This window comes from Microbacterium sp. CGR1, from assembly GCF_051062835.1.
Taxonomy (GTDB): Bacteria; Actinomycetota; Actinomycetes; order Actinomycetales; family Microbacteriaceae; genus Microbacterium.
The window spans coordinates 1071928-1089786 of record NZ_JAOTPG010000001.1 but is presented as its reverse complement, the minus strand read 5'-3'; the positions used below and the strand labels follow the sequence as shown (position 1 = coordinate 1089786).

Annotated in this window: 19 protein-coding genes; 17 read left to right on the top strand and 2 right to left on the bottom strand. The window is 67.7% G+C overall.

All coding sequences use genetic code 11. From position 1 onward, the window contains the following. Positions 1–18: 18 nt before the first annotated feature. Positions 19–351 (top strand): TfoX/Sxy family protein, encoded by a 333-nt coding sequence (locus tag OD997_RS05320; RefSeq protein ID WP_434330684.1) that lies wholly within the window; start codon positions 19–21, stop codon positions 349–351. An 11-nt stretch (positions 352–362) separates the two neighbouring features. On the opposite strand, the gene OD997_RS05315 is transcribed toward OD997_RS05320, so the two are convergent. Then, complete coding sequence (locus tag OD997_RS05315; protein ID WP_434330683.1) at positions 363–605, bottom strand: hypothetical protein; 243 nt, start codon at positions 603–605, stop codon at positions 363–365. A 44-nt stretch (positions 606–649) separates the two neighbouring features. Between OD997_RS05315 and OD997_RS05310 the strand changes: the two genes are divergently transcribed. The 16 genes from OD997_RS05310 (at position 650) to OD997_RS05235 (ending at position 16580) form a co-directional block, all read left to right on the top strand. Further along, positions 650–1093: a MarR family winged helix-turn-helix transcriptional regulator gene (locus OD997_RS05310; RefSeq protein WP_434330682.1), complete on the top strand. Its 444-nt coding sequence runs from the start codon at positions 650–652 to the stop codon at positions 1091–1093. 20 nt (positions 1094–1113) lie between these two features. Beyond that, on the top strand, positions 1114–1845 hold the full coding sequence (locus OD997_RS05305; protein ID WP_434330681.1) for a DUF4129 domain-containing protein: 732 nt from the start codon (positions 1114–1116) through the stop codon (positions 1843–1845). After that, positions 1836–2378 (top strand): hypothetical protein, encoded by a 543-nt coding sequence (locus OD997_RS05300; protein ID WP_434330680.1) that lies wholly within the window; start codon positions 1836–1838, stop codon positions 2376–2378. Before OD997_RS05305 ends, OD997_RS05300 begins: the two co-directional genes overlap by 10 nt. A 1-nt stretch (position 2379) precedes the next feature. Then, positions 2380–3345 carry an AAA family ATPase gene (locus tag OD997_RS05295; RefSeq protein ID WP_434330679.1) on the top strand — a complete coding sequence of 322 codons (966 nt, stop codon included), beginning with the start codon at positions 2380–2382 and terminating at the stop codon, positions 3343–3345. Then, complete coding sequence (locus OD997_RS05290; protein WP_434330678.1) at positions 3342–4607, top strand: DUF58 domain-containing protein; 1266 nt, start codon at positions 3342–3344, stop codon at positions 4605–4607. The genes OD997_RS05295 and OD997_RS05290 overlap by 4 nt, the downstream gene beginning before the upstream one ends. Further along, positions 4604–5131, top strand: a complete 528-nt coding sequence (locus OD997_RS05285) for a hypothetical protein (protein ID WP_434330677.1) — start codon at positions 4604–4606, stop codon at positions 5129–5131. Before OD997_RS05290 ends, OD997_RS05285 begins: the two co-directional genes overlap by 4 nt. A 64-nt stretch (positions 5132–5195) precedes the next feature. Continuing rightward, positions 5196–8084, top strand: a complete 2889-nt coding sequence (gene uvrA / locus OD997_RS05280; RefSeq protein WP_056307078.1) for an excinuclease ABC subunit UvrA — start codon at positions 5196–5198, stop codon at positions 8082–8084. Continuing rightward, positions 8084–10000, top strand: coding sequence for an excinuclease ABC subunit UvrC (gene uvrC, locus OD997_RS05275; protein ID WP_434330676.1), 1917 nt, complete (start codon positions 8084–8086; stop codon positions 9998–10000). The genes uvrA and uvrC overlap by 1 nt, the downstream gene beginning before the upstream one ends. Before the next feature lie 31 nt (positions 10001–10031). Next, on the top strand, positions 10032–10904 hold the full coding sequence (rapZ, locus tag OD997_RS05270) for an RNase adapter RapZ (RefSeq protein ID WP_434330675.1): 873 nt from the start codon (positions 10032–10034) through the stop codon (positions 10902–10904). Between the two features lie 68 nt (positions 10905–10972). Next, entirely contained in the window at positions 10973–11950 is a 978-nt protein-coding gene (whiA, locus tag OD997_RS05265; RefSeq protein ID WP_311244346.1) for a DNA-binding protein WhiA, read from the top strand. A 187-nt stretch (positions 11951–12137) separates the two neighbouring features. Then, positions 12138–12764, top strand: a complete 627-nt coding sequence (locus OD997_RS05260) for a superoxide dismutase (protein ID WP_056307086.1) — start codon at positions 12138–12140, stop codon at positions 12762–12764. Between the two features lie 115 nt (positions 12765–12879). Beyond that, positions 12880–13890, top strand: a complete 1011-nt coding sequence (gap, locus tag OD997_RS05255; protein WP_053096657.1) for a type I glyceraldehyde-3-phosphate dehydrogenase — start codon at positions 12880–12882, stop codon at positions 13888–13890. 10 nt (positions 13891–13900) lie between these two features. Further along, positions 13901–15115: a phosphoglycerate kinase gene (locus OD997_RS05250; RefSeq protein WP_434330674.1), complete on the top strand. Its 1215-nt coding sequence runs from the start codon at positions 13901–13903 to the stop codon at positions 15113–15115. Continuing rightward, on the top strand, positions 15106–15897 hold the full coding sequence (gene tpiA, locus OD997_RS05245; RefSeq protein ID WP_056307090.1) for a triose-phosphate isomerase: 792 nt from the start codon (positions 15106–15108) through the stop codon (positions 15895–15897). Before OD997_RS05250 ends, tpiA begins: the two co-directional genes overlap by 10 nt. An 81-nt stretch (positions 15898–15978) precedes the next feature. Further along, positions 15979–16227: a preprotein translocase subunit SecG gene (secG, locus tag OD997_RS05240; protein ID WP_053096652.1), complete on the top strand. Its 249-nt coding sequence runs from the start codon at positions 15979–15981 to the stop codon at positions 16225–16227. Then, positions 16227–16580: an RNA polymerase-binding protein RbpA gene (locus OD997_RS05235; RefSeq protein WP_056307093.1), complete on the top strand. Its 354-nt coding sequence runs from the start codon at positions 16227–16229 to the stop codon at positions 16578–16580. Before secG ends, OD997_RS05235 begins: the two co-directional genes overlap by 1 nt. A gap of 72 nt (positions 16581–16652) precedes the next feature. On the opposite strand, the gene OD997_RS05230 is transcribed toward OD997_RS05235, so the two are convergent. Then, positions 16653–17858, bottom strand: coding sequence for a hypothetical protein (locus tag OD997_RS05230; RefSeq protein WP_434330673.1), 1206 nt, complete (start codon positions 17856–17858; stop codon positions 16653–16655). Position 17859 lies beyond the last annotated feature (1 nt).

The window sequence follows — 17859 nt, the reverse complement described above, 5'->3', positions numbered from 1 at the left end:
TTCCAGGAGGCGACGACGATGGATGCGTCAGGAGAAGAGCTCGCCGACCGCGTGCGCGCGCTGCTGACCCTCGACGGAGACATCGAGGAGAAGCGGATGTTCGGCACCCGTGCTTTCCTTCTCGGCGGACACATCCTGGTCGGAGCCCGCAGCGGTGGGGTGCTCCTCGTTCGAGTGGACGAAAAGCACGGCGCGGTCCTGATCACCAGACCGGGCGTCGCGACCGCGGTCATGGGACCCCGGACTATGGGAACCGGATGGCTCGATGTGTCGCCGGGCGCGCTGGTCGGCGATGACGATCTGGCGTTCTGGCTCGACGTCGCTCGCGAGGACGCAGCCCGCGACGGCTGACCGCTCGAGTATCAGGGGCAGTGGACGAGCGTCTTCGGGCCTGAGCGATCGATCTCGTGCTCACTCATGGGCGCTCCGCAGAGCGGGCAGGCTCGTTCTGCTCTCTCGGCAGCGCTCGGCGGAGGCGTCTTCTCGTAGGGGCCGACCGACGCGGGGCCGGCGAACCGAATCAGATTCGAGTTGATCCAGGAGTAGAGCCCACCGGCCTCGCGGATGCGCGAGCGAAGAGGAGGGCGATTACTGGAGCTGGCCATGTTGATTAGTGTACTAACCATTAGTGCCGTTGTATAGTCGAGCCGTGACCGCTACGGATGATCTGCTCAAGCTGGACAACCAGCTCTGCTTCGCCCTGGTGACCGCCGCGCGCAACGTCGTCGCGATCTACCGGCCGATCCTGGATCCGCTCGGGCTCACGCATCCGCAGTACCTCGTGATGCTCGCGCTGTGGGAGCGCGCACCGCGCCAGCTCAACGACCTCGCCGCTGATCTCGCTCTCGAGCCGGCCACCGCGTCGCCGCTGGTCAAGCGCCTCGAGGCCGACGGGCTGGTCGCCCGGCAGCGCAGCTCGGAGGATGAGCGTCGCCTCGACATCACCCTCACGGATGCCGGACGTGCGCTCCGCGAGCGAGCGCTCGACGTTCCTCGTCAGGTCATGGCGGCGGTGGGCATGGATCTCCAGCAGATCGCGACCCTGCGCGACGGGTTGTCGGCTTTCGCGGGTCGCCGCCCGACCCCGGAGTGACCGCGTCATAGGGTGTGGGCATGCCGAGTGACCGCCCGACGACCGATGCGCGTCGGGGTGTTCATCGGCTCGGACTCGTGAGCGCCGTCGCCGCACTGTTCCTCATCGTGATGATCGCCGCCGCGATCCAGGGTGCGCCGACATTCCGTCCGTCGGGGCCGGTGTCGCCCGCGTCGGAGCCACCGGTTCCCACGACTGCGCCCGGCGCGACGGGGCTTCCGGAAGAGGTCGAGGTCGACCCCACGAGTGCCGCGGTGGTGCAGGTGTTCGCAGCGATCCTGATGCTCCTCGTGGTCGCCGGCGTCATCGCGCTCCTCGCGATCATCGTCCGAGCGCTGCTGCGGGCCTGGCGCAACAGGCCCACGGAGCGGCGCGACGGGGCCGAGGTCGCTGCCGAGGTCGCCGAGGTGGCTGCGGTTCCCGAACCGGAGGTGGTGGTCGAAGCCATCAGGCGTGGCATCGCCGGGGCGCTGCAGGCCATCGACGAACGCGCGCTGCCTACCGACGCCGTCATCGCTGCGTGGGTCGGCCTCGAAGAGAGTGCGGCGGATGCGGGGGTCGTACGCGCTCCGAGCGAGACGCCGGGGGAGTTCGCCCTCAGGGTCATCACGCGGCGCTCCGGCATCGAGGACGACGCGTCGGAGCTGCTGACCCTGTTCGAGCAGGTGCGCTTCGGCGCCCACCGGGCCACCGAATCCGAGAGGCACGCCGCCCGCGCTGCGCTCCGCCGGATCGAAGAGGTATGGCGATGAGGTGGGGGCGCACCGTCACCGCCGCCGTGGCCGCGGTGATCGCCGCACTGGTGCTCACCGGTTTCGGGTTCACCTGGCCTTTCGTGATCGGGTGGAGTCTTGTCGTGGTCGCGCTCGCGCTTCTCGCGCAACTCGCGGTGCCGCTCGATCCCGGCTTCGACGCCCCGCACATACCTGTGGAGCCCGATCGACGGCCGACGGAGATCTCCCGCATGGCGTGGGCGCTGAACACGCACACGGGGCTCGCCGGCACGCAGATCACGCGCCGCGTGCGGGAAGCCCTCCGGCATCGGCTCCAGCGCCGCGGAGCAGACCCGGCGGACCCCACGAAACGGTCGCTGGTCGCGGCGCTGATCGGCCCCGATCTCTGGGCTCGACTGGAAGGCCCGGGGACCACCATCGTCGACATCGAGCGAGCGCTCGACGTGATCGACGCTCTCAGCCCGGTGCCGTCCGCAGAGATCACGACTCCACCGGACGCACCGCCCTCATCCACCGGCCGCGCGTCGCTGTTCCCGAGACACAGGAGATGACATGACCACATCCACCGAGATCGCCGAGGCCGGCGCTCGAATCCTCGCCGCCGTGCGCACCGTCGTCGTCGGGATGGATGACCCGCTCGAGATCGCGCTCGCCTCGATCCTGGCCGGGGGGCACGTGCTCTTCGAAGACGTGCCAGGGCTCGGCAAGACCCTCGCGGCACGCAGCCTCGCCTCGGCGCTGGGGCTCTCATTCCGCCGGCTCCAGTGCACCCCGGACATGCTCCCTGGCGATGTCACCGGGTCGTACGTCTACGCGCCCGACTCCTCGGACTTCATCTTCCGACCGGGGCCGATCTTCACCGGTCTCCTCCTGGCCGACGAGATCAACCGCACGACGCCGAAGACGCAGTCCGCGATGCTCGAGGCGATGGCTGAGCGACAGGTCACCGTCGAGGGCAACAGCTTTCCGCTGCCCGCGCCGTTCCACGTGATCGCCACGTCGAACCCCATCGAGTACGAGGGCACCTATGCCCTCCCCGAGGCGCAGCTCGACAGGTTCATGGTCAGGCTCTCGGTCGGGTATCCGGACGTGTCCGGCGAGGCGCAGATCCTGCAGAACCGCGTCGGCCGGCGGCAGGAGGCCACGCACGTCCCCGCCGTGATCGATGCGGAACGTCTCGTCGAGCTTCAGGCCGTGGTCGAAGCCATTCACGTCGACGAGGACATCGCGCGGTACTGCGTCGAGATCGCGCGCGCGACACGGACGGCGCCGAACGTCGAGGTCGGGGCCTCCCCGCGCGGCTCTCTCGGCCTGCTGCTGCTGGGGCGCGCCCTGGCCGCCCTGGACGGTCGGGATTTCGTGCGACCGGATGACATCAAGCGGATCGCCGTGCCCGTGCTCGCCCATCGCCTCACGCTGACGCCGCAGGCTTGGGCCCAGGGCGCATCGGCCGCCGGCGTCGTGCGTGCGGTCGTCGGGCAGGTGCCCGTTCCTCCGACGCTGAAGGAGCGCGTGTGACGAGACCATCGGTACACGGTCGCTGGAGTCCGGCACTGGCCGTCGCGATCGTCGGCGCGATCGCTCTCGCCGCCATCGGGCTGCTGTTCTCGCGTCCTGATGTCGTCGCCATGGGGCTTCCGATCGCACTGTGGAGCGCCTTCGCGCTCGGTCGGGGAACCTCGGGTATCGGGGCCGAGCCGAGTGTCTCTTCTCGCCCGAGCGCCGATGGCGAGCTGCTCACCGCGATATCGGTGGAGGGCGACGCCGAGATGGTCGAGCTCTTCGTGGTGCACTCCGAGCGCAGGATCCGACGTGTGATCGTTCCCGGGCTCGGGGCCGGGGCCATGGTCCTCGCACGCAGCCGCGTCCTTCATTCGGGCCCCGCACTCCCGGTGCAGGTATCGACGCGCGGTCTCGCGCTCGACGGTGCCGTGCTCTCGGAACCGTCCGAGATCGTCAGGAGCAGACGCCAGGTCGCCCCGACGCCCCGCACCGTCGGGATGCTGCCGCTGCCGAGGCGTCTGACCGGTCTGCACGGCTCGCACGAGGGGCGACGCCCCGGCCAGGGCGGCGACTTCCGGGACATCCACGCGTTCGCGCCCGGAGACGAGCTGCGTCGTGTCGACTGGCGTGCGACGGCGCGGATGGCACGGCGACCGGGCGAGTTGCTCGTGCGGCGGACCCACACCCTCAGTGATGCGTCCGTGGTGATCGCGATGGACACCTCGGAGGACCTCGGAGAGGTCGTCGCGTCGTGGGGGAGCGGGGACTTCGAGCGCAGCGGCGTGACCTCGCTCGACAACGCCCGTGAGGCCGCTCGCGGGCTCGCCGGTGCCGCCATCGATGCCGGCGACCGTGTCGCGCTCCATGTCCTCGTGCACGGTGGGCGGTCGCTGCGCAGCGGCGGATGCTCGCGACATCTCGCACGTCTCGAGGCGGCGATCGCGGCGACGGGGCAGGCTCGCGATGACGCGGCCTTTCGCCGGACCCCTCATGTCCCGCACGGCTCGGTCATCCTCGTCCTCTCCACATTCTTCCAGGGAGCCGCCGCGCAGACCGCGCTGATGTGGCGGGCGAGCGGTCACAGCGTCGTCGCGATCGACGTGCTGCCGCGGCTCGATCGTTCGCGCCTCACCCGCACTCAGCTCATCGGCCTGCGTACGGTGCTGGCGGAGCGTGAGAACGTGTTCGCCGACCTGCACGGTGCGGGCATCGACGTGGTGACGTGGGCGGACGATCCGTCCTCCGCGCTGCGCGAGATCGCGAGGGCCAGGCGATGAGAGCGCCGAACGACACGCTGAAGACCGCGCCCGCCGTCTCCTGGATCGTGGTGCGGGTCGTGTTGGTCGCCGTCGTCGCGGTCGGGGCGTTCGTGCTCAATCCCCTCGTCGGGTGGCAATGGGCAGCCGTCATCCTGGCGGTGACCGCCGCGGTGTTCCCGCAGACGTTCGCCGCGTGGGGCGGGGCCGCGTGCATCGTGATCGGGATGCTCTTGTCCGAGCCGGATCTCGGCCGGGCGATGCTCGCAGTGCTCGTCGTGCACACGATCCACGTCCTGACGTCGCTGACCCTCGTGATCCCTCACGGCTCACGAGTCGTGCTCGCCGCGCTGCGCCCGACCGCCGTCCGTTTCGTGCTGGTGCAGGCGATCGCCCAGCCGCTGGCGATGGCCGTCATGCTCGGCGTCGACGGAGCCGAGGGCACTGCGCCGTGGGCGGTCGTCGCCGGAGGTGGCGCGGTCGTCGCGGCCGCAGTGCTGCTGCTCGTGAATGCGAATCGGCCCCCGGCTGCGGAGAGCCACTGACGGCGAGTGCCTTCCTGTGAGCCCTCACGGAGCCAATGTCCGTGGCCCCTCGTAGACTTGATCAGTGCCTATCGTCCCGGTTGCAACCCCAGGAAAACTCAGTGTTCGCGGTGCCCGCGTCCACAATCTCAAGAACGTCGACATCGACATCCCACGCGACTCTCTCGTCGTGTTCACCGGCCTGTCCGGATCGGGAAAGTCCAGTCTCGCGTTCGACACGATCTTCGCCGAAGGGCAGCGTCGCTACGTCGAATCGCTGAGCGCCTACGCGCGGCAGTTCCTCGGCCAGGTCGACCGACCGGACGTCGACTTCATCGAGGGGCTGAGCCCTGCCGTGTCGATCGACCAGAAGTCGACCAACCGCAACCCGCGGTCGACGGTCGGCACGATCACCGAGATCTACGACTACATGCGCCTGCTCTGGGCGCGCATCGGCATCCCGCACTGCCCCGAGTGCGGTGAGCGCATCCAGCGCCAGACCGTGCAGCAGATCGCCGACCAGCTCATGGAGCTGCCTGAGCGCACCCGCTACCAGATCGTCGCGCCCATCGTCTCGCAGAAGAAGGGCGAGTTCGTCGACCTCTTCCGTGAGCTCGGGGCCAAGGGATACTCGCGCGCGATCGTCGACGGCGACCTGATCCAGCTCGCCGAGCCGCCCACGCTCAAGAAGAGCTACAAGCACGACATCGCTGTCGTCGTCGACCGTCTCGTGGCGGCTGACGACATCCTCGGTCGCGTCACCGATTCGGTCGAGACCGCACTGGGGCTGGCCGGTGGCGTGGTGCAGGTGAACTTCGTCGACGAAGAGGGCGACGACGCCTGGCAGTCGTTCTCCGAGAAGCTCGCATGCCCGAACGGTCACGCACTCTCGCTCACCGAGATCGAGCCGCGCACCTTCTCGTTCAACGCGCCGTTCGGCGCCTGCCCGGCCTGCTCAGGACTCGGCACGCGCATGTCGGTCGACATCGACCTGATGCTCGGCGACGAAGAGCTCTCCATCCGCGAGGGCGCGATCGTCCCGTGGACCACCCAGGGCAAGGGCCTCTTCCAGTACTACGAGCGACTGCTCGAGGGGCTGGCCGACGACCTCAAGTTCTCGCTCGACACTCCGTGGCAGGACCTCAGGGTCGACGTGCAGGACGCGATCCTGCGCGGCGACAACTACAAGGTCACCGTCAAGTTCAAGAACCGGTACGGGCGCGAGATGCGCTACGCGTCCGGCTTCGAGGGCGTCGTCCCCTACATCGAGCGGCAGTACGCGCAGGCCGAGTCGGACACGCAGCGTTCGCGCTGGGGCGAGTACCTCCGCGAGGTGCCGTGCCCGGTATGCGACGGCAACAGGCTCAAGCCCGAGGTGCTCGCGGTGCAGGTGCACGGCCACTCCATCGCCGAGGTGTCGCACCTCAGCCTCGCCGACGCCCGCTCCTTCATGGAGACCCTGACGCTCACCGACCGTGAGGCCAAGATCGCGGCGCAGGTGCTGCGCGAGATCCGCCTGCGGCTCGACTTCCTGCTGCAGGTCGGTCTCTCCTACTTGAACCTCAGCCGCTCGGCCGGCTCACTCTCCGGTGGCGAGGCGCAGCGCATCCGACTGGCGACTCAGATCGGATCCGGGCTCACGGGCGTGCTCTATGTGCTCGACGAGCCGTCGATCGGCCTCCACCAGCGCGACAATCGACGGTTGATCGACACCCTGCTCAAGCTCCGCGATCTGGGCAACACGCTCATCGTCGTCGAGCACGATGAAGAGACGATCGAGGCGGCCGACTGGGTCGTCGACATCGGCCCTGGTGCTGGTGTGAACGGTGGCGAGGTCGTGCACTCGGGGCCGTATTCGGCTCTGCTCGACGCGCCGGATTCGATGACGGGGGAGTACCTCTCAGGGCGACGCGAGATCCCGACGCCCGCGAAGCGTCGCAAGCTCGACAAGAAGCGCATGCTGAGCGTCGTCGGCGCCCGCGAGAACAACCTCAAGAACGTGAGCGTCAACTTTCCGCTCGGCGTCCTGACGGCCGTCACGGGCGTGTCCGGATCGGGCAAGTCCTCGCTGGTCAACGACATCCTCTACCAAGTGCTCGCTTCACGGCTCAACGGTGCGCGCACAGTGCCCGGAAAGCACACGAGAGTCTCTGGGCTCGACAACCTCGACAAGGTCGTGCACGTCGACCAGGCGCCGATCGGCCGCACCCCGCGCTCCAACCCTGCGACGTACACGGGTGTGTTCGACCGCATCCGCTCGCTGTTCAGCGAGACCCCCGAGGCGAAGGTCCGCGGCTACCAGCCGGGGCGCTTCAGCTTCAACGTCAAGGGCGGTCGCTGCGAGGCGTGCTCGGGCGACGGCACGATCAAGATCGAGATGAACTTCCTCCCCGACGTGTACGTCGACTGCGAGGTGTGCCACGGCAAGCGCTACAACCGCGACACGCTCTCGGTGCACTACAAGGGCAAGAACATCGCCGAGGTGCTCGAGATGCCGATCGCGGAGGCCGCGGAGTTCTTCGAGCCCATCCAGGCCATCCACCGGTACATGAAGACCCTCGTCGACGTGGGCCTGGGGTACGTGCGTCTCGGTCAGTCCGCGACGACTCTCTCCGGCGGCGAGGCGCAGCGCGTCAAGCTCGCCACCGAGCTCCAGCGCCGCAGCAACGGCCGCAGCATCTATGTGCTCGACGAGCCGACGACAGGTCTGCACTTCGAAGATGTGCGCAAGCTCCTCGAGGTGCTCAACGGCCTCGTCGACAAGGGCAACACGGTGATCGTCATCGAGCACAACCTCGATGTGATCAAGTCCGCGGACTGGGTCATCGATCTCGGACCCGAGGGCGGTTCCGGCGGCGGTGAGATCCTGGCGACCGGCACCCCCGAGCAGATCGCCCGGGTCGAGGACAGCCACACCGGCCAGTTCCTCGCCGAGATCCTGGGTGAGGGGCGCGCCGCGAAGAAGGCCAGCTGATGGCCGACGTGCTGCCGTACAAGCCGAGGGCAGGCGAGATTCCGACCAACCCCGGCGTGTACCGGTTCCGGGACGCCGACGGGCGCGTGCTCTACGTCGGCAAGGCGAAGAACCTGCGTCAGCGCCTGTCGAACTACTTCGCACCGTTGCGCACGCTGCACGAGCGCACCAGGCGGATGGTGACGACGGCGTCGTCGGTCGAGTGGACGGTCGTGTCGACCGACGTCGATTCGCTGCAGCTGGAGTACATGTGGATCAAGGAGTTCGATCCGCCCTTCAACGTGCGGTACAAGGACGACAAGTCGTACCCGTTCATGGCGGTCACCCTGGGAGATGAGGCCCCTCGGGTGATCGTCACCCGGAATCGCAAGATCCCCGGCGCGCGATACTTCGGCCCCTATCCCAAGGTCTGGGCGGTGCACGAGACGATCGATCTGATGGTCAAGGCCTTCCCCATCCGCACCTGCAGCGACTCGAGCTACAAGCGGGCGATGCAGACGGGGCGGCCGTGCTTCCCCGGGCAGATCGGCAAGTGCGGCGGGCCGTGCTCGATGACCGTCACGATCGACGAGCACCGCGCGATGGTCGACGACTTCGTCGCGTTCATGGCCGGCGGTGACGAGCGGTTCACGCGCGAGCTGACCACGAGGATGCTCGCGGCGTCCGCGGCGATGGATTACGAGGCCGCGGCGAAGTACCGCGACAAGCTCTCGGCGATCGAGGCCGTGCTCGGCAAGAGCGCGCTGGTGCTGGCGGCCGATGAGGACGCCGATCTGTTCGGCATCGCGGAGGACGAGCTCGCCGCCGCTGTGCAGCACTTCGTCATCCGCGGTGGACGCGTGCGCGGTGTGCGCGCGATGACGATCGAGAAGGAGATCGACATCTCTGGCGCCGAGCTCGTCGACCAGGTGCTGCAGCGCGCCTACGGCGATGCGCAGGACGTGCCTCGGCGCATCCTCGTACCCTCGCTTCCCGACGACGCGGCCGAACTCGAGGTGTGGCTGCGGGAACGACGGGGCAAGAAGGTCGAGATCGCGGTCGCCCAGCGCGGTCAGCGCGCCGACCTGATGCGCACGGCGACGCTCAACGCCCAGCAGGCGCTGATCCGCTACAAGACCCGACGCACGAGTGACTACGTCGCGCGCACCCAGGCCCTGACCGACCTGCAGGACGCGCTGGGCCTGGCCGAAGCACCCCTGCGCATCGAGTGCTTCGACATCTCGCACCTGGGCGGCACCAACGTGGTCGCCTCGATGGTCGTCTTCGAAGACGGTCTTCCTCGCAAAGACCAATATCGATCGTTCAACATCGCCGAGACGACCGACGACACCGACTCGATGTACCAGGTGCTCCGTCGACGCCTCGCATACCTCGACCGCCCTGAGGAGGCCGACGAGCCTGCAGCGGTCGTGGCTGTCTCCGGCGAGACCGAAGACGGCCTCGAGGAGGTCGTCGTCGAGGTCAAGCGCAAACCGCGGTTCGCCTATCCGCCCCAGCTGCTGCTCGTCGACGGCGGCCAGCCGCAGGTCGAGGCGGCGGCGCGGGCGCTCCGCGATGCCGGGCACACCGAGATCGCTGTGTGCGGCATCGCGAAGCGGCTCGAGGAGATCTGGCTTCCTGGCGAGGACTTCCCGGTCATCCTGCCGCGCACCAGTGAGTCCCTCTACCTGCTCCAGCGGCTGCGCGATGAGGCCCACCGCTTCGCGATCACCCACCAGCGCAAGCGACGCAGGAACGACATCTCTTCGGTGCTCTCCGAGGTCCCGGGGCTCGGCGCCTCCCGGATCAAGGTCCTCCTCAAGCACTTCGGATCCGTCACCGCTCTCCGGGCTGCGGCACCGGAAGAGATCGAAGAGGTGCAGGGGATCGGGCCCGTGCTCGCTCAGAACATCCATACGCATCTCTCCACTCGCTAGGCTGGTGCATGCGGGGGGAGAAGGAGTAACCATGGCTGACGGGGAAAAGGGCGAGTTCCTCATCGTCACGGGCATGTCCGGCGCTGGACGCACGACGGTGGCGAACGCACTCGAGGACCTCGGCTGGTATGTCGTCGACAACCTGCCGCCGCAGATCCTCCGACCGCTGCTCGACCTCACCGACATGGGCGGCACCGCCCTGCCCAAGGTCGCCGCGGTGGTCGATGTCCGAGGACGCAATCTCTTCGATGACTTCCCCGGAGTCGCTCGGGCACTGCGATCACGCGGATCCGTCCGGGTGCTGTTCCTCGATGCCTCCGACGACGTGCTCGTCCGACGGTTCGAGTCGGTGCGCCGACCGCAACCGCTCCAGGGCGACGGAACGCTTCTCGACGGGATCCGCATCGAGCGTCACAAACTCGCTCCGATCAGGGAATCCGCCGATCTGGTCATCGACACCTCGGCGCTCAACATCCATCAGCTCGCCACCCAGGTCTCCGAGCTGTTCTCGGAAGAGGGTGCTGCTCGTCATCGCGTGACGTTGATGAGCTTCGGCTTCAAGTACGGGCTGCCGACGGACGTCGATCTGGTCGCCGACATGCGATTCCTTCCCAACCCGTTCTGGAACGAGGAGCTGCGAGGGCTCACCGGCAAGGACGAGCCCGTCAGGGACTACGTGTTGTCCCGCGAGGGCGCCACCGAATTCCTCGACGCCTATACCGCGGCGCTCACCCCGGTGCTCGAGGGATATCAGCGCGAGAACAAGAGCCACTCGACGATCGCGATCGGCTGCACCGGCGGCAAACACCGCTCGGTCGCCATGGTGGAGGAGCTGGCTCGTCGGCTCGCCGCCGTGCCCGGGGTGGCCGTGAACGTGCGTCATCGCGACCTCGGCAGGGAATAGCAGGAGCCTCCGTCAGAGTAGGCTGGAGGTTTGCGTCGCGATCCGGCGCGTGAGCGTAGAGGAGTGTCGTGGCACTAACCACCGACGTCAAGGCTGAGCTGGTCAGCATCCGTAATGCACCCCCGACGGTGCGTGTGGCGGAGGTCACCTCGATCCTCCGGTTCGCCGGCGGATTGCACTCCATCGCCGGGCGGGTCGCCGTCGAGGCGGAGGTGGATGCCGAGATCCTCGCGCAGCGTGTCGCCCGCGACCTCGCCGAGATCTACGGTGTTCGGCCCGAGATCGCCCAGGTGCAGTCCAGCACGGCGAACGACGGCGCCCGCTGGGCCGTCAGGGTCATCGCCTCCGGCGAGACGCTCGCCCGCCAGACCGGGCTGCTCGACCAGCGTCGTCGCCCCGTCCGCGGCCTGCCCAACCGCCTGACCACCGGGTCCCGTGCCGAGATCGCCGGTCTCTGGCGCGGCGCCTTCCTCGCTGCAGGAACCCTCAGCGAGCCGGGTCGATCGGCCATGCTCGAGGTCGCGTGCCCGTCGTCCGAAGCGGCCATGGCGCTCGTGGGTGCGGCACACCGTCTCGGCGTGGCCGCCAAGGCGCGCGAGGTGCGCGGCATGCCGCGCGTCGTCGTCCGCGAGGGCGAGGCGATCCGCACGATCCTCAGCGAGATGGGCGCTCAGAAGACCGCCGTCACGTGGGAGGAGATGCGCCAGCGCCGCGAGGTCCGCGCGGGTGTCAACCGTCTCGTGAACTTCGACGACGCGAACCTTCGTCGCTCCGCGCAGGCCGCCGTCGCCGCCTGCGCCCGGGTAGAGCGAGCGCTCGAGATCCTCGCCGACGAGGTGCCCGACCACCTCAAGGTCGCCGGGGAACTCCGCCTCGCGCACCGCGACGCGAGCCTCGACGAGCTGGGTCATCACGCCGACCCGCCCATGACCAAGGATGCCGTCGCAGGACGCATCCGTCGTCTTCTGGCCATGGCCGACAAGCGGGCGCAGCAGGAGGGCATCCCGGGCACCGAGGCCGCGGTGCCCGCCGGACTGGACGTCTGAGCCCGTCCATCGACATCAGCGAGGCGATCCCTGTCAAGGGGTCGCCTCGCTTCGTCATATGCGGGAAGGATCAGGGTCGGCGACACGTTGTCGTCACTAGGATGAGTTAAGTCCGCTCTACGCCGCACCTCGGCGGCGCAGAGGATCGGCAAGCGCCGCGGCGCGGCGCGGATTGGATGAAAGCGACATGGCGATTTACACGCTCCCCGACCTTCCCTACGACTTCGCAGCCCTCGAGCCGCACATCAGCGGCAAGATCATGGAGCTGCACCATGACAAGCACCACGCGACCTACGTCGCGGGCGCCAACACCGCCCTCGAGCAGCTCGCCGAGGCCCGTGACAGCGGCAACCTCGCCAACGTGAACAAGCTCGAGAAGGACCTCGCGTTCAACCTCGGCGGTCACGTCAACCACTCGATCTTCTGGACGAACCTGTCGCCGACCGGCGGCGGACAGCCCGAAGGCGAGCTCAAGGCCGCGATCGACGAGTTCTTCGGCTCGTTCGAGAAGTTCCAGGCGCACTTCACCGCCAACGCCCTCGGCATCCAGGGCTCCGGCTGGTCGGTGCTCAGCTGGGATTCGATCGGGCAGCGCCTGATCATCCAGCAGCTGTTCGACCAGCAGTCGAACACCGCAGCAGGCACCGTGCCGCTGTTCCAGCTCGACATGTGGGAGCACGCCTTCTACCTCGACTACCTCAACGTGAAGGCCGACTACGTCAAGGCCGCGTGGAACATCGCCAACTGGGAGAACGTCGCTCAGCGCTTCGAGGCAGCCCGCGAGAAGACGAACGGCCTGCTGGTACTGTCGTAATCGGGTCGCGTCCCGACGGGCCCAGTCTCGTCGGGACGCCATCTCAGCCAAAAACCCCCGCGCACCGCGCACGCACGATTGCTGCGCACAGCGCACGAGAAACAGGGAGACCTGAGTGTCTGTCAAGATCGGTATCAACGGCTTCGGCCGTATCGGACGCAACTACTTCCGCGCGGCTCTCGCGCAGGGAGCGGACATCGAGATCGTCGCTGTCAACGACCTCACCGACAACAAGACCCTTGCCCACCTTCTGAAGTACGACTCGGTGGGCGGCGTCCTCGATGCTGACATCAGCTACGACGACGAGAGCATCACGGTCAACGGCAAGGCCATCAAGGCGTTCGCAGAGCGCGACCCCGCCGGTCTCCCGTGGGGCGAGCTGGGCGTCGACATCGTCATCGAGTCGACCGGCTTCTTCACCAAGGCCGAGCTCGCCAAGAAGCACATCGAGGCAGGCGCGAAGAAGGTCCTCATCTCGGCACCGGGCACCGGCGTCGACGGCACGTTCGTCATGGGCGTGAACGAGGACACGTACAACCCGGAGACCGATCACATCATCTCCAACGCCTCGTGCACGACCAACTGCCTCGCACCGCTGGCACAGGTCTTCAACGATGCGTTCGGCATCGACCGCGGCTTCATGATGACGGCTCACGCCTACACCGCAGACCAGAACCTGCAGGACGGCCCGCACAGCGACCTGCGTCGCGCCCGCGCCGCCGCCATCAACATCACCCCGGCATCCACCGGTGCTGCCAAGGCGATCGGCGAGGTCCTCCCCGAGCTCCAGGGCAAGCTGAGCGGCTCGTCGTACCGCGTGCCGGTCCCCACCGGCTCGATCGTCGACCTCACGCTGATCACCGACCGTGAGAACCTCACGGTCGAAGAGGTCAACGAGGCGTACAAGAAGGCCGCTGCTGACGGTCGCCTCGCCGGCTTCCTGCAGTACAACGAAGACCAGATCGTCTCGAGCGACATCGTGCACAACCCGCACTCGTCGATCTTCGATGCCACGCTGACCAACGTCAGCGGCAACCTGGTCAAGGTCTCCAGCTGGTACGACAACGAGTGGGGCTACTCCAACCGCCTCGTCGACCTGACCGAGTACGTGGCAGAGCGTCTCTGAGACATCTCCCATGACTCTGCGCACCCTGGATTCACTGGGTTCGCTCGAGGGCAAGCGCGTCATCGTCCGTTGTGATCTCAACGTCCCCCTGCGGGATGGGATCATCACGGACGATGGCCGTGTCCGCGCCTCGTTGCCGACCCTCAACGCACTGATCAACGCGGGCGCCCGCGTTGTCGTGTGCTCGCACCTCGGACGACCCGACGGTGCGCCCGACCCGCAGTACAGCCTCGCACCGGTCGCCCAGCGACTTTCCGAGCTGCTCGGCAAGCCGGTCGCGTTCGCTCGCGACACCGTCGGCGAGTCGGCGCAGGAGGCAGTCGCCTCCCTCGAGGACGGCGGCATCGTCGTCATCGAGAACCTGCGGTTCAACCCGGGGGAGACCTCGAAGGACGACGCCGAGCGCGGCGCCTTCGCGGCTCAGCTCGCAGAGCTCGGCGACGTCCTCGTCTCCGACGGCTTCGGTGTCGTGCACCGCAAGCAGGCGAGCGTCTACGACCTCGCCGAGCTGCTGCCGTCCGCGGCCGGTCTGCTCATCGCCGCAGAGCTCGACGTGCTCGACCGTCTCACCGAGAACCCCGAGCGCCCGTACGCGGTCGTGCTCGGCGGGTCGAAGGTGAGCGACAAGCTCGGCGTCATCTCGCACCTGCTGCCGCGCGTGGATCGCATCCTCGTCGGCGGCGGGATGCTGTTCACCTTCCTGAAGGCACAGGGCCACGCCGTGGCATCCAGCCTTCTCGAAGAGGATCAGCTCGAGACCGTCCGCGGCTACATCGCCGAGGCCGAGAAGCGCGGCGTGGAGCTCGTGCTCCCGACCGACGTGGTGGTCGCATCCTCGTTCTCGGCTGATGCCGACCACGAGGTCACGGCCGCGGACGCCATCGAGAGCACCGCTTTCGGTTCCGCCGGAATCGGCCTGGACATCGGTCCGGAGACGGCCGCTCGGTTCGCCGAGGTCATCCGCGGATCCAAGACCGTGTTCTGGAACGGCCCGATGGGCGTGTTCGAGTTCCCGGCCTTCGCCGGTGGTACCAAGGCGGTCGCGCAGGCGCTCACCGAGGTCGACGGTCTCAGTGTCGTCGGCGGTGGCGACTCGGCTGCGGCCGTGCGTCAGCTCGGCTTCACCGACGACCAGTTCGGTCACATCTCGACCGGCGGCGGCGCCAGCCTCGAGTTCCTCGAGGGAAAGAAACTACCCGGCCTGGAGGTGCTCGGATGGGCCTGAACGCCCGTACCCCGCTGATCGCGGGAAACTGGAAGATGAATCTCGACCACCTGCAGGCGGTCGCATTCGTGCAGAAGCTGCACTGGACGCTCAAGGATGCCAAGCACGAGGACGGCTCGGTCGAGGTCGCGGTGTTCCCGCCCTTCACCGACATCCGCAGCGTGCAGACGCTGATCGACGCGGACAAGATCCCGTTCGCGCTCGGCGCGCAGGACATCTCGGCACACGATTCCGGTGCATACACCGGTGAGGTGTCGGGAGCGTTCCTCGCGAAGCTCGACGCGAAGTACGTCATCATCGGCCACTCGGAGCGCCGCGAGTACCACGCGGAATCCGACGAGGTCGTCGCGGCGAAGACGAAGGCCGCGCTCAAGCACGGCCTCTCGCCGGTGATCTGCGTGGGCGAGACCGCGGAGGACCTCGAGAAGTTCGGCGCGAGCGCGGTTCCGGCCGGACAGCTCGAGGCTGCTCTGCAGGGGCTCTCCAAGGATGCCGACATCGTCGTGGCGTACGAGCCGGTCTGGGCCATCGGCTCCGGCCAGGCCGCGACGCCGCAGCAGGCGCAGGATGTCTGCGCTGCGCTGCGCACGGTGATCGCCAAGGTCCTCGGTGACGACGCTGCGGCGCGCACCCGGATCCTGTACGGCGGATCGGTCAAGTCGGCGAACATCGCGAGCTACATGCGTGAGCCCGATGTCGATGGCGCACTCGTCGGAGGCGCGAGCCTCGTGGTCGACGAATTCGCCGCGATCATCCGCTTCGAGAAGCACGTCGGCGTGTGAGTGTGGCGGGGTTCCGGCCCCGCCGCACCGTATACTTGACCGTTACCGGGGCAATCCTGCCCCAGCGAAAGGCTCTTCCTCGTGGAAATTCTCGAGTTCGTCCTGCAGGTGGTGCTGGGCATAACCAGCGTCCTGCTGACTCTCCTCATCCTCCTCCACAAGGGTCGCGGTGGCGGCCTGTCCGACATGTTCGGTGGCGGAATGACGTCGGCTGTGGGCTCGTCGGGTCTCGCTGAGCGCAATCTCAATCGTTTCACCGTGATCCTCGCTCTGGCGTGGTTCGTGTCGATCGTCGCGCTCGGTCTCATCACGAAGTTCGAGGTGATCTGATGGCTACCGGCGGCAATGCGATCCGAGGGACCCGTGTCGGTTCCGGCCCCATGGGCGAGCAGGATCACGGCTACCACGCCGACCGCATCGCGGTGTCCTACTGGGACGGTCTCGGCAACGAGACGGTCCGCTACTTCGCGGCTGGTCTTCCTGAAGAGGAGATCCCCGAGACCATCGATCACCCGCAGTCCGGGTTGCCTGCCGGGCGCGACAAGGCCAACCCGCCTGCGCTCGCTAAGGCGGAGCCGTACAAGACGCACCTCGCGTATGTGAAGGAGCGTCGTACCGACGAAGAAGCCGTCCAGCTTCTCGAAGACGCGCTCACCCAGCTGCGTGAGCGTCGGGGACAGTGACCTCGACCTGATCTCAGAGAAGAAGCCGTCGCGATCTGATCGCGGCGGCTTCTTCCGTATCCGGCGGTGGTGTCAGCGGCATCCGGCTGCGGCGTCGATATAGGACTGCGGCGGGTAGCCGTACGCCCAGACGCCGTTCGCGTCGTCCGTGAACCCCATGCTGATGGCCCACGCGGTGGCCCACTTCTCGATGCTGTCCTGCGTCGACGAGTCGTACATGTCCTCGCACTTCACGCTGATGGCGTGGCCGACCTCGTGCGCGACGAGTGCCTTGCTGCGATCGGCCGGCCACTGCTCGGCCACCGAGTTCGAGAGCTCGATCACCGCGCGATCGGGTTCATCCCACCACCAGGTGGTCAGGCCGCCCATGCTCCCGTTCTCGCCGGCAGTGTTCACGATCTGGTTCCAGTCGAACTCGAGCAGCACACCTGGTGCGAGCGAACGCGCATACGCCTCGATCTCGAGCCGCACGCCCTGCAGAGGACCGGCCTTCTCGCTGAGCTCCGCGTTCTCGGAGGCGACGACCTGTGCAGCGGCATCCTGAAGAGCCACGAACGTGGTGACGGTGGAGTCGTCGAGAGCGGAGGCGCCGGCGGCAGTGGAGGCGGCATCACGCAGCGCGATGACATCGTCGTTCTTGGCGGAGACGTGCGCGGCCTCGAACGAAGCGGCCGCGGTCGCAGCGGAGCCGAGGAACGCGAGACCGGCATCCGTCACCAGCGTCTCGGCCTCAGCGAGCGCGGGCGATTCCTCGGCGAGCTCGGAGTCGAGATCCTCGAGATCCTGGATATCGAGCCGGAGTCCGTCGGATGCGCCGAACAGCTCCCAGAAGAAGACGGGTTTCGATCCTTCATCCGGCAGCACGGTGTCGAGCACCTGATCGGCGGACGCCGAGGTGTCGGCGGCCTCGGTGATCGACACCGCCAGCGCCTCCTTCGCGGTCGGATCTGCGAGCACGCCGGAATCGCTGTTGAGCAGGAGGGTCGCGGTGTCGGAGGTCGAGACGAGCTGGTCGGACGAGAGCGTGACATCTGCCGCCGTGTCCTGAACGGTTTCCCTCGCGCTGTCGAACTCCGCGCGCGTGTCGTCGTACCCGAGGTTCGCGGTGACCTGCAGCGCTCCCACGGCCGCGACGGCGACGAGTGCGCCGAAGGTGCCGATGAGGGGTCCCGTCCTCGTCTTGCGCGGCCGTGGTGCCTGCGGGAACGCGCTCCCGATGCGCGCGGGGAGGAGATGGCCTCCGGGTGAGGGCTCGGAGAAGCCGTGGGGAGCAGACATT

Coding starts and splice junctions, on each gene's coding strand:
- tpiA (WP_056307090.1), top strand. CDS start 15,106: ATGGGCCTGAACGCCCGTACCCCGCTGATCGCGGGAAACTGGAAGATG.
- rapZ (WP_434330675.1), top strand. CDS start 10,032: ATGGCTGACGGGGAAAAGGGCGAGTTCCTCATCGTCACGGGCATGTCC.
- OD997_RS05320 (WP_434330684.1), top strand. CDS start 19: ATGGATGCGTCAGGAGAAGAGCTCGCCGACCGCGTGCGCGCGCTGCTG.
- OD997_RS05300 (WP_434330680.1), top strand. CDS start 1,836: ATGGCGATGAGGTGGGGGCGCACCGTCACCGCCGCCGTGGCCGCGGTG.
- OD997_RS05305 (WP_434330681.1), top strand. CDS start 1,114: ATGCCGAGTGACCGCCCGACGACCGATGCGCGTCGGGGTGTTCATCGG.
- OD997_RS05260 (WP_056307086.1), top strand. CDS start 12,138: ATGGCGATTTACACGCTCCCCGACCTTCCCTACGACTTCGCAGCCCTC.
- uvrC (WP_434330676.1), top strand. CDS start 8,084: ATGGCCGACGTGCTGCCGTACAAGCCGAGGGCAGGCGAGATTCCGACC.
- OD997_RS05235 (WP_056307093.1), top strand. CDS start 16,227: ATGGCTACCGGCGGCAATGCGATCCGAGGGACCCGTGTCGGTTCCGGC.
- OD997_RS05285 (WP_434330677.1), top strand. CDS start 4,604: ATGAGAGCGCCGAACGACACGCTGAAGACCGCGCCCGCCGTCTCCTGG.
- OD997_RS05295 (WP_434330679.1), top strand. CDS start 2,380: ATGACCACATCCACCGAGATCGCCGAGGCCGGCGCTCGAATCCTCGCC.
- OD997_RS05230 (WP_434330673.1), bottom strand. CDS start 17,858: ATGTCTGCTCCCCACGGCTTCTCCGAGCCCTCACCCGGAGGCCATCTC.
- OD997_RS05315 (WP_434330683.1), bottom strand. CDS start 605: ATGGCCAGCTCCAGTAATCGCCCTCCTCTTCGCTCGCGCATCCGCGAG.
- OD997_RS05250 (WP_434330674.1), top strand. CDS start 13,901: ATGACTCTGCGCACCCTGGATTCACTGGGTTCGCTCGAGGGCAAGCGC.